The organism is Devosia sp. CN2-171 (assembly GCF_049354815.1).
GTDB lineage: Bacteria > Pseudomonadota > Alphaproteobacteria > Rhizobiales > Devosiaceae > Devosia_A.
In genome coordinates this window covers 980,447-993,586 of the sequence record NZ_CP186479.1, presented here as the reverse complement: position 1 = coordinate 993,586, position 13,140 = coordinate 980,447, and the positions used below count along the sequence as shown (strand labels likewise).

Sequence of the window (13,140 nt, the reverse complement as noted above, 5' to 3'; positions counted from 1 at the left end):
CTCATCTTTGGTGAGCGCCATCCGATGTGCTTAACGCCGGTTGGTGAGATAGCGTTTGCGGCCCCACCTCGCCTTGACAGTTTTCGGCGCACAGTGAAGGTAAGCCCCTGACATGTCAGCGGCGCTTCAGCGACATCGGCGGCAGGCTTTATCCACCGCCGACTGCGGCTCGCAGACCTGAGGTACGTGCACAATCGGTGGCCAATAGAGCCGCCCAAGGGAGGTATTCATGCGCACCATTAAGGGGCCGGCCATTTTCCTGGCCCAGTTCGCGGGCGACAAGGCGCCGTTCGACACCCTCGACAATCTGTGCGGCTGGGCCGCTGACCTAGGCTACAAGGGCGTGCAGATCCCCACCTGGGCCGGTCACTTGGTCGATGTCGAGAAGGCAGCGACGTCGAAGACCTACGCCGACGAGCTCAAGGGCAAGGTGAACAGCCACGGGCTCGAGATCGCCGAACTCGCGAGCCACATCATCGGCCAGTTGGTTGCGGTCCATCCGGCCTACGACACGCTGTCGGATGGCTTCGCCATTCCCGCCGTGCGCGGCAATCCGAAGGCCCGCCAGGAATGGGCGGTGCAGCACCTCAAGCATTGCGCCGCGGCCTCGAAGAACCTCGGCCTCAAGGCTCACGCGACCTTTTCGGGTGCACTCGCCTGGCCCTATCTCTACCCGTTCCCGCAGCGCCCGGCCGGCCTCGTCGAGGAGGCCTTCGATGAGCTGGCCCGCCGCTGGATCCCGATCCTCGATGAGTTCGATCGCAACGGCGTCGACGTCTGCTACGAGATCCACCCCAGCGAAGACCTGCACGACGGCGTCACCTACGAGATGTTCCTCGAGCGAGTGAACAATCACTCGCGGGCGAACCTGCTCTACGATCCCAGCCACTTCGTACTGCAGCAGCTCAACTATCTGGAATACATCGACTTTTACCACGAACGCATCCGCATGTTCCACGTCAAGGACGCCGAGTTCAATCCGACCGGCAAGCAGGGCGTCTATGGCGGCTTCCAGTCCTGGGTGAACCGGGCAGGGCGCTTCCGCTCGCTCGGCGATGGCCAGGTGGATTTCGCCGGCATTTTCTCGAAGCTCAGCCAGTACGGCTTTGACGGGTGGGCCGTGCTCGAGTGGGAGTGCGCCATCAAGTCGCCGCAGCAGGGCGCCGAGGAAGGGGCTCCGTTCATCCAGAGCCACATCATCAACGTCACCGAGAAGGCCTTCGACGACTTCGCTGCGTCGGGCACCGACAAGGCGGCCAACCGCAAGATTCTCGGTCTGAGCTAAGGGGGAAGAAATGGCAGAGAACGGCGCACCGCGCATTCGTCTTGGCATGGTCGGCGGCGGTACCGGAGCCTTTATTGGCTACGTGCACCGCATCGCGGCCCGCATTGACGGCGACTACGATCTCGTCGCCGGCGCCTTGTCGTCCAATCCGGCGACGGCAAAGGAGTCGGGCAAGAACCTCGGGCTCGCCGAGGACCGCATCTACACTTCCTACGAGGAGATGGCGGCCAAGGAATCCGCCCGCAAGGACGGCATCCAGGCGGTCTCGATCGTCACCCCGAACCACGTCCACTTCGGCCCGGCCAAGGCCTTTCTCGAGGCTGGCATCCACGTCATCTGCGACAAGCCTCTGACCTCGACGCTCGAGGACGCGCGGGCGCTGGCGGCGATCAAGCCGAAGAAGGGCGCCAAGTTCCTGCTCACGCACAACTACACCGGCTACCCGCTGGTGCGGCAGGCGCGCGAGCTGGTGAAATCCGGCGCGCTCGGCAAGATCCGCGTCGTGCAGGTGGAGTACCCGCAGGACTGGCTGACCAACCCGGCCGATCCGAACAACAAGCAGGCCGCCTGGCGCACCGACCCCAAGCGCTCCGGCGCCGGCGGTGCGATCGGCGATATCGGCACGCACGCCTATAATCTCGCCCGCTTCGTCACGGGCCTGAAGACCGAGGCGGTGAGCGCCGACTTGCAGAGCTTTGTGAAGGGCCGCAAGGTCGACGACAACGTCAACATCCTGCTCCGCTTCCACGGCGGCGCCCGCGGCATGCTTTGGGCCAGCCAGGTGGCGGTGGGCTCCGAGAACGGCCTGCAACTTCGCGTCTATGGCGAGAAGGCCGGCCTCGAGTGGCGCCAAGATAACCCGAACTACATGTGGTACACCGAGTTCGGCAAACCCAAGCAGTTGCTGACCCGCGGTGGCGCCATCTCCGCCGATCCGGCGGCATCGATGAACGTTCGCGTCCCCTCAGGGCACCCAGAGGGCTATCTCGAGGCCTTCGCCACGCTCTACAGCCAGTTCGCCCAGGTGATCCGCGGCGAGGGCAAGGACGTGGCCGGACTGCTGCCGAGCTTGGCCGATGGCGTCGAGGGAGTGGAGTTCATCACCGCCTCGATCGCCTCGTCCAAGAACGACGGCAAGTGGACCAAGTTCAGCGACGTCTGAGATCTCGGTCTTCAGTCGCCGACGGGGCTCCCGTCGGCGACTGGTCAACTCGCTCGACCGTATAGCCCCTGTCGCGCAGCAACGCCGGCACGCCGTCGGGGCCGACGAGATGCGCCGCGCCGACGATGACCAGCGACCGGTCGTCCGTCGCCAGTAGAGTTTCGAGCGGCTTGACCCAGCGGGCATTTCGGTCGGTCAGCAGCCGGTTGTAGAGCGCCGCGTCCTCGGGCGTGACTTGGGCCTCGATCGTCTCCGCCAGCGACGCGGTATCCCCGCTTTGCCAGGCATCGATCAGGTCGTCGAGTGCGCTGACGGCGCCGCTCTCGATGCCATCAAGCGTCGACATCAGCGTGGTGACCTGCTCGTCGAGTGGGGCATCGGAGAGGAAGCCCATCTGCTCGGCCGCTGTCTCGAGGCCGCGCTTGCGCCGGGGGTCCACTTCACTGTCGACCAGTGTCTCCACCCCGGCGGCGGTCTTTGGATAAGCGCCCTGCATCAGGGTCATCGTCGCCAGCCATGGCTGCATGCGCTGGAGTGCAGCCATGTCGGCACTCACAGTGCCCGCAATCGTCGAAAGCCGGGTGAACTGCGCCGGCGTCAGCACGTCCCGCAGCGTTCGTCCGTCGCGAAACATGCCCTTGGTCAGGGTGATCTGTGTAATTGTCGAGTAGGCCTCGATATCCATCACCACCTCGAAATAGACGTGGTCGGCCGAGTGCAGGATCGAATCGAACTGCGGGGTCCGCCAGTCCACCTGCTTGGTGAAGAGGTGCACCGAGCCGAACAGGTAGATCGAACTGTCGGCGTCGCTCACGCGCCACAACGCCGGCTCGGCGAGAGCCGGCGTGACGAGGCATCCGGCCAACAGCAACGGCGCGGCGATGTAGCGGAGTTTTGTCACTCCGCCCGGCCTCAGTGGGTCCAGGGAGTCTTGCGATCGGAGCGGAAATTGTCCGAGTAGCTGTTCCGCTTCACCGTCGCCTTGTGCTCGGGCATCACCTGAAAGGCGATGCCGTTGCGGTGGGCATAGGCCTCGGCCTCTTCGAGCGTCTCGAAGGTGAGCCGGATCTGCGCCCTAGTGTCGGCGGAGGAGGTGTACCCCATTAACGGCTCGATCTCGCGTGCGGACGCCGGCTCATGCACCAGCACCCAGTCCTTGGACTTTCCGCGGCCGGACTGCATCGCATTTGGTGCAGGCCGATAGATACGTGCCGTCATCGCTTCCTCTTTAGTGGTCGGGGCAGAGTGATTCGAACACTCGACCCCCGGTTCCCAAAACCGGTGCTCTACCAGACTGAGCTATACCCCGAACTATCGCAATCCGTTATCCGCACTCGCCGCAAAGCGCAAGCATTGCCGGGATTTGCGACGCAGAGTTGACGTAACCCGCCTCTTTGCGCACTTAGGCGCCATGATCGACTCCAGCAAACCTTGGCCGTTTGGCCTCAGCCGCCGCAGTGTTCTGCCGATCCTCATCGGCTTTGCAGTGGCCATCGCTGCGCTCTACCTGCTCGATCACCCGATCTCGCAGTGGGCCCAGGAGACCGCGCAGCCGGTGCGGCCGTTCTTCCGCTGGATCACCCGCTGGGGCGAATCGGACTGGATCCTGATCCCGACTGTCGTCGGCTGGCTGGGTGGCTGGCTGCTGTCGCTGGTGACGCGCGAGCGGGTGAAGTTGGTGGCGGCCCAGTTTGCCGCGATCTGCGGCTTCATCTTCGTTGGCGTCGGCCTGCCGAGCCTCGCGGCGACGTTGCTGAAGCGCGCCCTTGGCCGCGGTCGCCCGGAAACGTGGACCGTCGAGGCGCCGCTGAGTTTCCAGCCGATGAACTGGGGCGCCTGGGAGTACCAGAGCTTCCCGTCGGGCCACGCTACCACGGCCTTCTCCCTGGCGGCAGTCATAGCGATCCTGTGGCCCAGGGCCTTCTGGCCGGCGCTGCTTTTTGCCGTGCTGATCGCGGTGTCCCGTGTCGTCCTCGGCGAGCATTACCCGACCGACATCACCGCCGGCGCGGTGCTTGGCGTTGTCGGCGCCTATGCCGTGCGCCAGCTGTTCGTAGCGCGCGGCTGGTTGTTCGAGAGCACTGACGGGCGCATCACCCGGCGGGCGTGATCGCTACCCGCGGCTATAGCGCTCCAGCGCGGCTGTCATGTCGGCCTTGAGGTCGTCAAAACCTTCGAGGCCGATATGGACGCGGAACATCTGGCCTTCGGCCGTCCAGGGCACCGCAGTGCGGATATTGCCGGGATCGAACGGCAGGCACAGGCTCTCGTAGCCGCCCCACGAATAGCCCATGCCGAAGAGCTCGAAGCCGTTGACCATAGCTGCCAGGGCGTCGCGCGAGCGCTTCTTGAGCCGGAACGCAAACAGGCTGCCGCTGCCGGTGAAATCGCGCTGGTAGATTGCGTGATCCGGATGCGAGGGCAGGGCGGGGTGATAGACCTCCTCCACCTCGGGTCGCGTCTCCAGCCACTGCGCGAACGCAACGCTCTGTTCCGTGTGATTTTTCATCCGCAGCGCCAGCGTCCGCATGCCGCGCAGGGCGAGGTAGCAGTCGTCCGGCGAGGTGGCGACACCGAGGATGCGATGCGTCCGGCGCAGCCGGTTCCAGGTCCTCTCGTTCGCGGACACCGTGCCGAGCATGGCATCGGAATGTCCGACGAACATCTTGGTTGCCGCATGCATCACCATGTCGGCGCCGAGCTTCAGCGGCGAGTGATAGAGCGGCGTTGCCCACGAATTGTCGACGATCACGATGACGTCCCGCGCGTGCGCCGCGGCGACGATGGCCGGCAGGTCCTGCATCTCGAAGGTGAGCGAGCCTGGTGTCTCAGCGAAGATCGCCTTGGTCTTATCGGTGATCAGCGCGGCGATACCGGCCCCGATGCGAGGATCGTAATATCGCGTGGTTATCCCCAGTCGCGCCAGCCCCTCGGAGCTGAACGTGCGCGTTGGCTCGTAGGCCGAGTCGGTGATCAGCACCTCATCCCCGGCTGAAACTGCGGCGAGGAGGGCAGTGGAGACAGCCGACAGCCCCGACGGGCAAATGACTGTCCCTGCGGCGCCTTCGAGTTCAGTCACCAGCTGGGCCAGCGCCCGGTTCGTCGGGTTGTCATTGCGACCGTAGCGGTAGGTCCGTTTGTAGTCCTCGAGCTCGTCGAGCGTATTGAACAGGATGGTCGAGCCGCGGAACACTGGTACGTTGACGAAGCCCAGATGCTCCTCGGACGCACGCCCGGAATGAGTGAGAATGGACTCTTGGGAGAGGGAAGTGCCGGATTTCCGGTCGTTTTCGGTCATTGCAAACTCTGCACAAAACGCAGTCACAGGGGATTGTTGAACAAAAAACAGTCAGGTTTGCTGCCCCAATGTGGCCATGGAGCTTGACGCAACCCTCGATTGCCGCTTCGATGCTTAGCAGCATCACTCCCGCCGTCAAAGGCGGAGGTGCCGCCGGGGGGCGGGCTTGGGGCCAAGCCCATCGGCCAACAGGGTCAGGAACAAAGGCAAAATCAATGAAGAAACAAATCCTCATGCTGGCCGCGACCGCCGCATTCGGGCTGTCGGGCAGCGTTGCGCTTGCCGATACGCTCGCCGATGTGAAGGCACGCGGTTTCGTGCAGTGCGGCGTCACTGAGGGCGTGCCGGGCTTCAGCCAGCCGGACGCAAGCAACAACTGGGCCGGCCTGGACGTCGAGTACTGCCGTGCGCTCGCCGCGGCGATCTTCAACGACCCGACCGCCGTCCGCTTTACCCCGACCACCTCGTCCGATCGCTTTACGGTCCTCGGCTCGGGTGAAGTCGACCTCCTGGCGCGTACCACCACCTGGACCATGACCCGCGACACCACGCTGGGCCTCATGTTCGTGGGTACGCTGTTCTACGACGGCCAGGGTTTCGTCGTCCGCAAGGCCGACGGCATCACTTCGGCTTCAGGGCTGAGCGGCGCCGCCGTCTGCATCGAGTCCGGCACCACCACCGAGCTCAATGCTGCCGACTACTTCTCGTCGAACGGCCTCGAGTTCAATCCGGTGACCTTCACGGGCCAGGCTGAAGTGCTCAAGGCCTACGAAGACGGCCGTTGCGACGTGCTGACATCGGACTCCTCGCAGCTAGCCGGCAACATTACCGAGTTCGCCGTGCCGGAAGACCATATCCTGCTGCCCGACATCATCTCGAAGGAGCCGCTGGCCACCGTGGTGCGCCAGGGCGACGACACCTGGTTCGAGATCAACCGCTGGGTGTACTACGCGCTGCTCGAAGCTGAAGAGCAGGGCGTGACCCAGGCCAATGTCGACGAGATGCTGGGTTCGGACAACCCGACCATCCGCCGCCTGCTTGGCGTCGAGGGCGACTTCGGCACCCCGCTTGGCCTGACCAAGGACTGGGCTTACCAGGCAATCAAGGGCACCGGTAACTACGGCGAAATCTTTGAACGCAATGTTGGCTCGGGCTCGCCGCTGAACCTGGCCCGCGGTCTCAACGCCCTGTGGACCGATGGCGGCCTGCAGTACGCTCCGCCGATCCGCTAACCAGACAGCACCGGCGCTCCCTCGGGGGCGCCGGTCGCCTTTGGCGCATCCACCCAGCGCGCGGTTCGTCACTCGGGCAGGAGAGACACATTGGCCAGCATAGACGTCGGGCGGCGGCCCGATGACAAGGTTTTCTTCTTGAACGACCCGAAGGTCCGGGGCGTGTTCTACCAGATTGCGGTCGCTGCGGCGGTCGTCCTGTTTGCGGCATGGGTTGTCGCCAATACCGGCGCGAACCTGCGCGCCCAGAACAAGACTACCGGCTTCGATTTCCTCTGGGGCACGGCCGGGTTCGAGGTCAGCTTCACCCTGACGGGGTTCAACCGCTCGTCGATCTACTGGCAGGCGCTGTTGACCGGTGTCGTCAACACAGTGCTCGTTTCGGCCATATCCATCGTTGTCGCCACCGTCATCGGCTTCGTCCTCGGCATCGCGCGTCTTTCCAGCAACTGGATCGTGTCGCGCCTGGCTGCCGTCTACGTCGAGGTCGTGCGCAACATTCCGCTGCTGCTGCAGCTGTTCGTCTGGTACTTCGCCGTGCTCAAGGCGATGCCGGCAGTCAAGCAGTCCATCCTCTTCTTCGGCGATTGGGCTCTCAACCAGCGCGGCCTCTACGTCCCCAAGCCTCTGCTCGACGATCGTTTCATCTTTGTTGCGGTCGCCTTCCTGGTGAGCGTCGTGGTGGCTGTCGCGATCAGCCGCTGGGCGCGGAAGCGCCAGGATGCGACCGGACAGCAGTTCCCCAGCTTCCTGGTTGGCGTTGGCGTCATCGCCGTCGTCACCTTGTTGTCGCTGCCGGTCTCCGGCACCAACCTCCAGTTCGATCCGCCGGTGCTGCAGGGCTTCAACTATAAAGGGGGAGTCCAACTCCCGCCCGAGCTTGTGGCGCTGGTCGTCGGCCTGTCGCTCTACCACGCCACCTTCATCGGCGAGACCGTCCGCGGCGGCATCCAGGCCATCAGCCACGGCCAGACCGAGGCGGCCCAGTCCCTCGGCCTCAAGGAAGGCCACCGGCTCCGCCTGGTGATCATCCCGCAGGCCATGCGCGTGATTATCCCGCCACTGACCAGCCAGTACCTGAACATAACCAAGAACTCCTCGCTCGGCGCTGCGATCGGCTATCCCGAGTTCGTTGCGGTGTTCATGGGCACTTCGCTCAACCAGTCGGGCCGCGCCATCGAGATTGTGGCGATCACAATGCTCGTCTATCTGACGCTGTCCCTCAGCACTTCGGCGTTGATGAACTGGTACAATGCGCGCATCGCGCTGGTGGAGAGGTGAGCAGATGACCGATATCGGCTTCGTTCGCACCGAAATGGCCAGCAGCCGCCCGGCTCCTCAGCGCACTTCCGGTCCACTGCTCTGGCTCCGCAAGAACCTGTTCGCGACCCCTGCGGACACCGTGATGACAGTGCTCGTAGTGCTGTTCCTCTACTGGTTGATCCCGCTGATCTACCGCTTCATGATCGGCAACGCCGTGTTCTCCGGAACCGTCGAGGACTGCCGGGTCCTGAACGTTGGGGCCTGCTGGATCTACGTCGAGGCCCGGATCACGTTCTTCATCTACGGCTTCTATCCGACGGCCGAGTACTGGCGCGTCAACATCGTCTTCCTGCTGCTGGCGCTGCTGCTGATTCCCCTGCTGATGCCGAAGGCGCCGTACAAGCGCCTCAACGCCGCGCTTTTCTTCGTGGTGTTCCCAGTTGTTGCCTACATCCTGCTCAACGGCGGCATGTTCGGGCTGAGGGAAGTGCCGACCGAAAGCTGGGGCGGCCTAATGGTCACCCTGATCATTGCGCTCGTGGGCATCATCTGCTCGCTGCCACTCGGCATCCTGCTTGCCATGGGGCGGCGTTCCAAGCTGCCGATCGTCAAGGGGCTGTGCGTCGCCTTCATCGAGCTGTGGCGCGCGGTGCCGCTGATCACCGTGCTGTTCATGGCCTCGGTCATGCTGCCGCTGTTCATGCCGCAGGGCATGTCGGTCGACAAGCTGCTGCGCGCGCTTGTGGGTGTGACGCTCTTCACCGCGGCCTATCTCGCCGAAGTGGTTCGCGGCGGCTTCGCGGCGATCCCGCGCGGGCAGACGGAGGCGGCGTCGGCGCTTGGGCTTGGCTACTGGAAGGCGATGGGGCTGATCATACTGCCGCAGGCGCTCAAGCACTCGATCCCCGGCATCGTCAACAACTTCATCTCGCTGTTCAAGGACACATCGCTGGTCTCGATCGTGGGCATCTTCGATCTGCTCAACGCAGTGCAATCTGCAAGCTCCGACAACAGTTGGGCGGCCCCGACGCGTGATATCACCGGCTACGTTTTCGCGGCCATGATCTTCTGGGTCTTCTGCTTTGCCATGTCCCGCTACTCAATGTGGGTCGAGCGGCGGCTCAACACCGGATACAAGAGATAACAAATGAGCGAAGCAATGTCCGTCACCGACCGCGACATCGACACCACCAAGATGACGGTCTCAAAGACCGAGGTGGCGATCGAGATCGTCGGTATGAACAAGTGGTTCGGCGATTTTCACGTCTTGCGCGACGTCAACCTCAAGGTGATGAAGGGCGAGCGCATCGTCATCGCCGGGCCGTCGGGCTCCGGGAAGTCGACGCTGATCCGCTGCATCAACCGGCTCGAGGAGCACCAGCAGGGCCAAATCATCGTCAACGGCACCGAACTGACCTCGGACCTGAAGCGCGTCGACGAGGTGCGGCGCGAAGTCGGCATGGTGTTCCAGCACTTCAACCTGTTCCCGCATCTGACGATCCTGCAGAACCTGACGCTCGCCCCGATCTGGGTCCGCGGCATCCCCAAAGCCCAGGCCGAGGAGACCGCCATGATGTATCTCGAACGCGTGCGCATCCCCGAGCAGGCCAAGAAGTATCCCGGCCAGCTCTCCGGCGGCCAGCAGCAGCGCGTGGCTATCGCCCGCTCGCTCTGCATGAATCCGCGCATCATGCTGTTCGACGAGCCGACTTCGGCGCTCGATCCGGAAATGGTCAAGGAAGTGCTGGAAGTGATGATCGGTCTCGCCGAGGACGGCATGACCATGATCTGCGTCACCCACGAAATGGGCTTCGCCCGCCAGGTAGCGAACCGCGTCATCTTCATGGACCAGGGCCAGATCATCGAGCAGAACGAGCCGGAAGCGTTCTTCTCCAACCCGCAGCACGAACGCACCAAGCTGTTCCTCAGCCAGATCCTCCACTGATTGGACCAAGGCGGCGATGCCGCCTTGACCCCGCCGCCCTCGATCTGGATATTGCGCGCCGAGGGCGAGCAGGAGCATTGAAGTGTCCATGACGGTCGCGGCCGCTTGGCGGAGCCTCGTCCGCGCCGCATCAATTCTTTCGGCCGTCCTACTGCCGGCCCTGGCGACTGCGCAGGAGACGCCGGCCCCGGCGGGCCCGACGCTGCAGGCCATCCGCGATCGCGGCCACCTCATCTGCGCCACCGCCGACCCGCTGCCGAGCTTTGCCCAGCCGGGCAGCGATGGCCGCTGGACCGGCTTCGATGTGGACTTCTGCCGCGCCGTAGCGGTCGCCATCTTCAATGACGCCAGCAAGATGGAGTTCCTGCCGCTCTCCGGCGACAGCCGCTTCGCGCAGCTGCAGACCGGGACCATCGATCTCATCGCCCGCAATGCGCCCTGGACCATGCGGCGCGATACCGGCTACGGCGCCCGCTATGTCGCGACCTCGTTCTACGACGGGCAGGCGATCATGGTGCCGCAATCGCTCGGCTTCGTGTCGGCCTATGAGCTGGACAACGTCACCGTGTGTATTCTCGACGAGCCCGAGCAACTCGCCAACCTGCGCGAGTTCTTCTTCGGCACCCAGTCCACCTACAACGAAGTGCTGTACGAGGATCGCGAGGACCTGATCGTCGCCTACCAGCAGGGGCTGTGCAACGCCGTCTCCGCCTCTGCCAGCTACCTCAACGCCGTGCGGCGCGCCCTGCCTGAGCCGGCCATTCACCGCATCCTGCCCGAGCGCATCTCCAAGGATATGTTCGGCCCGGTCATCCGCGCCGGCGACGATCAGTGGTTCCATATCGTCCAGTGGACCCTGTTCGCTCTGATCAACGCCGAGGAAGCCGGTGTCACCTCCGCCAATATCGAGGCCCTCGCCGCCACCAAGTCGCACCGCATCCGGCGGCTGCTGGGGCTCGAGGGTACGTTTGGGCCGCCCATCGGGCTCGATCGCCTGTTCATCTCGAACGTGATCAAGGCCGTCGGCAACTACGGCGAGATCTTCGAGCGCAATTTCGGCCCCTCGACCGGGGCGGCCGTGGTGCGCGGACAGAATGCGCTGTGGAGCAATGGCGGCCTGCTCTGGGCCCCGCCGATCGAGTAGGGGTTAGCCGAATAGCACCGTCACGCGGCGGTTGATGGCGCCCTTTTTCTCGATCTTGCCGAGCTTGAGCGGCCCGATCTCGCCGGTGCTCTTCACATGCGTGCCGCCACAGGGCTGCAGGTCGACATCGCCGATCCGCACGAGCCGGACCCGGCCCTGGCCCATGGGCGGTTTGACGTTCATCGACTTGATCAGCCCCGGATTGGCCTCCAGCTCGGTATCGGTGATCCACTCCGACGTCACCGGATGGTCGGCGCTCACCAAGTCATTGAGCTTGCGTTCGATTTCGGCGGCGTCAGGGACATCCGGCAGGTTGAAATCGACGCGCCCCTTGTCCTCGCCGACCGCTGCGCCGGTGATCGGGTAGGGGAGGACGACGGTGACGAGATGCAGCGCGGTGTGCATGCGCATCAGCTTGTGCCGGCGCTCCCAGTCGAGATGCGCGATGACCTCCTCGCCGACCTGCAACTGTGGCGAACCTTCCGCCGGCTGTTGCAGGATTGCCGTCTTGTCGCCATCCGGATGAATGGTTCCTGCAATGGTTATGAACGAGCCATCGGCGCGCTCCAGCCGGCCGGTATCACCCGGTTGGCCACCCGAGGTGGCATAAAAGATCGTCCGGTCGAGCACGATGCCACCTTCGGGCGTGATCGCCGTGACGAGCGTGGGCAGCGAACGGACATAGCTGTCGTCGCGGAAGACGAACTCCGTCATGCGACCGGCTCCGGCTCCACCACCGCGCGCCAGTCGATCGGCGCGCGCGCTTCCAGCCAGTGCGGCACCGGCAGGTTCTTCGAGCGCAGGAATTCGGGGTTGAACAGCTTGCTCTGATAGCGATTGCCGTAATCGCAGAGCACGGTGACGATGGTCTTTCCCGGTCCGAGGTCGCGGGCCAGCCGCACGGCACCGGCGATGTTGATGCCCGACGAGCCGCCGAGGCACAGCCCCTCATATTCGAGCAGGTCGAATACGTAGGGCAGGGCCTCGCTGTCCGGAATCTGGTAGGCGCGATCTACCACCACATCCTTGAGGTTGGCGGTGATACGGCCCTGGCCGATGCCCTCGGTGATCGAGTTGCCGGAGCTCTTGAGCTCGCCGGTCGTGTAATAGCTATAGAGCGCCGCGCCCTCCGGGTCGGCGAGGCCGATCTGGACGTCGGGATTGTTCGCCTTGAGCGCCATGGAGACGCCGCCCAGCGTGCCACCGGAGCCGACGGCGCAGATGAAGCCGTCGATCTTGCCGCCGGTCTGCTCCCAGATCTCGGGGCCGGTGGTCTCGACATGGGCCTGCCGGTTGGCAGTGTTGTCGAACTGGTTGGCCCAGATGGCGCCGCCCGGCAGCTCCTTCGCCAGCTTCTCGGCGAGGCGGCCGCTCAGCTTCACGTAGTTGTTCGGGTTCTTGTAGGGCTTGGCCGGCACCTGGATCAGTTCGGCGCCGAGGAGGGTCAGCGCATCCTTCTTCTCCTGGCTCTGCGTCTCGGGGATCACGATCACCGATTTGTAGCCCAGCGCATTGGCCACCATCGACAGCCCGATGCCGGTATTGCCCGCCGTGCCCTCAACGATCGTGCCGCCCGGGCGCAGTAATCCTCGCTGTTCAGCGTCGCGCACGATGTACAGCGCCGCGCGGTCTTTCACCGATTGCCCGGGGTTGAGGAACTCCGCCTTGCCCCAGATTTCGCACCCGGTTGCGTCGGACACACGGTTGAGCCGGATCAGGGGCGTGTTGCCGATGGCCGAGATAACGTCGCGATGGTTTGTCATTGGATCAAGGACTTATGGAAGGATGGCGGTCAGGGTAGGGGGCGCTGG

At 64.2% G+C, this 13,140-nt stretch carries 13 protein-coding genes and 1 tRNA gene; 8 read left to right on the top strand and 6 right to left on the bottom strand.

Annotation, left to right across the window (positions count from 1 at the left end; translation table 11 throughout):
- The first annotated feature begins 229 nt into the window (after window positions 1-229).
- Complete coding sequence (locus ACOYW5_RS05070) at window positions 230-1,285, top strand: sugar phosphate isomerase/epimerase family protein (protein WP_423068168.1); 1,056 nt, start codon at window positions 230-232, stop codon at window positions 1,283-1,285.
- A gap of 10 nt (window positions 1,286-1,295) precedes the next feature.
- Window positions 1,296-2,447 (top strand): Gfo/Idh/MocA family protein, encoded by a 1,152-nt coding sequence (locus ACOYW5_RS05065; RefSeq protein WP_423068167.1) that lies wholly within the window; start codon window positions 1,296-1,298, stop codon window positions 2,445-2,447.
- On the opposite strand, the gene ACOYW5_RS05060 is transcribed toward ACOYW5_RS05065, so the two are convergent.
- The 3 genes from ACOYW5_RS05060 to ACOYW5_RS05050 form a co-directional block, all read right to left on the bottom strand.
- Entirely contained in the window at window positions 2,434-3,348 is a 915-nt protein-coding gene (locus ACOYW5_RS05060; RefSeq protein ID WP_423068166.1) for a TraB/GumN family protein, read from the bottom strand. The genes ACOYW5_RS05065 and ACOYW5_RS05060 overlap by 14 nt on opposite strands.
- A gap of 11 nt (window positions 3,349-3,359) precedes the next feature.
- Entirely contained in the window at window positions 3,360-3,665 is a 306-nt protein-coding gene (locus tag ACOYW5_RS05055) for an ETC complex I subunit (protein WP_423068165.1), read from the bottom strand.
- A 14-nt stretch (window positions 3,666-3,679) separates the two neighbouring features.
- A tRNA-Pro gene (locus ACOYW5_RS05050) sits at window positions 3,680-3,756 on the bottom strand.
- 102 nt (window positions 3,757-3,858) lie between these two features.
- On the opposite strand from ACOYW5_RS05050, the gene ACOYW5_RS05045 reads away from it, so the two are divergent.
- Window positions 3,859-4,557, top strand: a complete 699-nt coding sequence (locus tag ACOYW5_RS05045) for a phosphatase PAP2 family protein (protein ID WP_423068164.1) — start codon at window positions 3,859-3,861, stop codon at window positions 4,555-4,557.
- Window positions 4,558-4,560: 3 nt separating this feature from the next.
- Here ACOYW5_RS05045 and metC read toward each other — a convergent pair whose 3' ends face one another.
- Entirely contained in the window at window positions 4,561-5,745 is a 1,185-nt protein-coding gene (gene metC / locus ACOYW5_RS05040; RefSeq protein WP_423068163.1) for a cystathionine beta-lyase, read from the bottom strand.
- Between the two features lie 215 nt (window positions 5,746-5,960).
- Between metC and ACOYW5_RS05035 the strand changes: the two genes are divergently transcribed.
- The 5 genes from ACOYW5_RS05035 (at window position 5,961) to ACOYW5_RS05015 (ending at window position 11,329) form a co-directional block, all read left to right on the top strand.
- Window positions 5,961-6,977: an amino acid ABC transporter substrate-binding protein gene (locus tag ACOYW5_RS05035; protein ID WP_423068162.1), complete on the top strand. Its 1,017-nt coding sequence runs from the start codon at window positions 5,961-5,963 to the stop codon at window positions 6,975-6,977.
- Window positions 6,978-7,067: 90 nt separating this feature from the next.
- Window positions 7,068-8,258 (top strand): amino acid ABC transporter permease, encoded by a 1,191-nt coding sequence (locus ACOYW5_RS05030; RefSeq protein WP_423068161.1) that lies wholly within the window; start codon window positions 7,068-7,070, stop codon window positions 8,256-8,258.
- 4 nt (window positions 8,259-8,262) lie between these two features.
- Window positions 8,263-9,384 (top strand): amino acid ABC transporter permease, encoded by a 1,122-nt coding sequence (locus ACOYW5_RS05025; RefSeq protein ID WP_423068160.1) that lies wholly within the window; start codon window positions 8,263-8,265, stop codon window positions 9,382-9,384.
- 3 nt (window positions 9,385-9,387) lie between these two features.
- Window positions 9,388-10,185 (top strand): amino acid ABC transporter ATP-binding protein, encoded by a 798-nt coding sequence (locus tag ACOYW5_RS05020; RefSeq protein WP_423068159.1) that lies wholly within the window; start codon window positions 9,388-9,390, stop codon window positions 10,183-10,185.
- 88 nt (window positions 10,186-10,273) lie between these two features.
- The gene (locus ACOYW5_RS05015; protein ID WP_423069404.1) at window positions 10,274-11,329 is read left to right on the top strand and encodes an amino acid ABC transporter substrate-binding protein; all 1,056 of its coding nucleotides are present in this window, start codon (window positions 10,274-10,276) and stop codon (window positions 11,327-11,329) included.
- A gap of 3 nt (window positions 11,330-11,332) precedes the next feature.
- Here the strand turns inward: ACOYW5_RS05015 and ACOYW5_RS05010 are convergent, their stop codons facing one another.
- Together ACOYW5_RS05010 and ACOYW5_RS05005 are read right to left on the bottom strand one after the other, a co-directional pair.
- Window positions 11,333-12,043 (bottom strand): alanyl-tRNA editing protein, encoded by a 711-nt coding sequence (locus ACOYW5_RS05010; protein WP_423068158.1) that lies wholly within the window; start codon window positions 12,041-12,043, stop codon window positions 11,333-11,335.
- Window positions 12,040-13,092: a cysteine synthase A gene (locus ACOYW5_RS05005; RefSeq protein WP_423068157.1), complete on the bottom strand. Its 1,053-nt coding sequence runs from the start codon at window positions 13,090-13,092 to the stop codon at window positions 12,040-12,042. The genes ACOYW5_RS05010 and ACOYW5_RS05005 overlap by 4 nt, the downstream gene beginning before the upstream one ends.
- Window positions 13,093-13,140: the final 48 nt, after the last annotated feature.

What these genes read in the sequence shown, in the direction of transcription:
- ACOYW5_RS05070 (WP_423068168.1), top strand. Translation starts at nt 230, where the DNA reads ATGCGCACCATTAAGGGGCCGGCCATTTTCCTGGCCCAGTTCGCGGGC.
- ACOYW5_RS05065 (WP_423068167.1), top strand. Translation starts at nt 1,296, where the DNA reads ATGGCAGAGAACGGCGCACCGCGCATTCGTCTTGGCATGGTCGGCGGC.
- ACOYW5_RS05055 (WP_423068165.1), bottom strand. Translation starts at nt 3,665, where the DNA reads ATGACGGCACGTATCTATCGGCCTGCACCAAATGCGATGCAGTCCGGC.
- ACOYW5_RS05045 (WP_423068164.1), top strand. Translation starts at nt 3,859, where the DNA reads ATGATCGACTCCAGCAAACCTTGGCCGTTTGGCCTCAGCCGCCGCAGT.
- metC (WP_423068163.1), bottom strand. Translation starts at nt 5,745, where the DNA reads ATGACCGAAAACGACCGGAAATCCGGCACTTCCCTCTCCCAAGAGTCC.
- ACOYW5_RS05035 (WP_423068162.1), top strand. Translation starts at nt 5,961, where the DNA reads ATGAAGAAACAAATCCTCATGCTGGCCGCGACCGCCGCATTCGGGCTG.
- ACOYW5_RS05025 (WP_423068160.1), top strand. Translation starts at nt 8,263, where the DNA reads ATGACCGATATCGGCTTCGTTCGCACCGAAATGGCCAGCAGCCGCCCG.
- ACOYW5_RS05020 (WP_423068159.1), top strand. Translation starts at nt 9,388, where the DNA reads ATGAGCGAAGCAATGTCCGTCACCGACCGCGACATCGACACCACCAAG.
- ACOYW5_RS05015 (WP_423069404.1), top strand. Translation starts at nt 10,274, where the DNA reads ATGACGGTCGCGGCCGCTTGGCGGAGCCTCGTCCGCGCCGCATCAATT.
- ACOYW5_RS05010 (WP_423068158.1), bottom strand. Translation starts at nt 12,043, where the DNA reads ATGACGGAGTTCGTCTTCCGCGACGACAGCTATGTCCGTTCGCTGCCC.
- ACOYW5_RS05005 (WP_423068157.1), bottom strand. Translation starts at nt 13,092, where the DNA reads ATGACAAACCATCGCGACGTTATCTCGGCCATCGGCAACACGCCCCTG.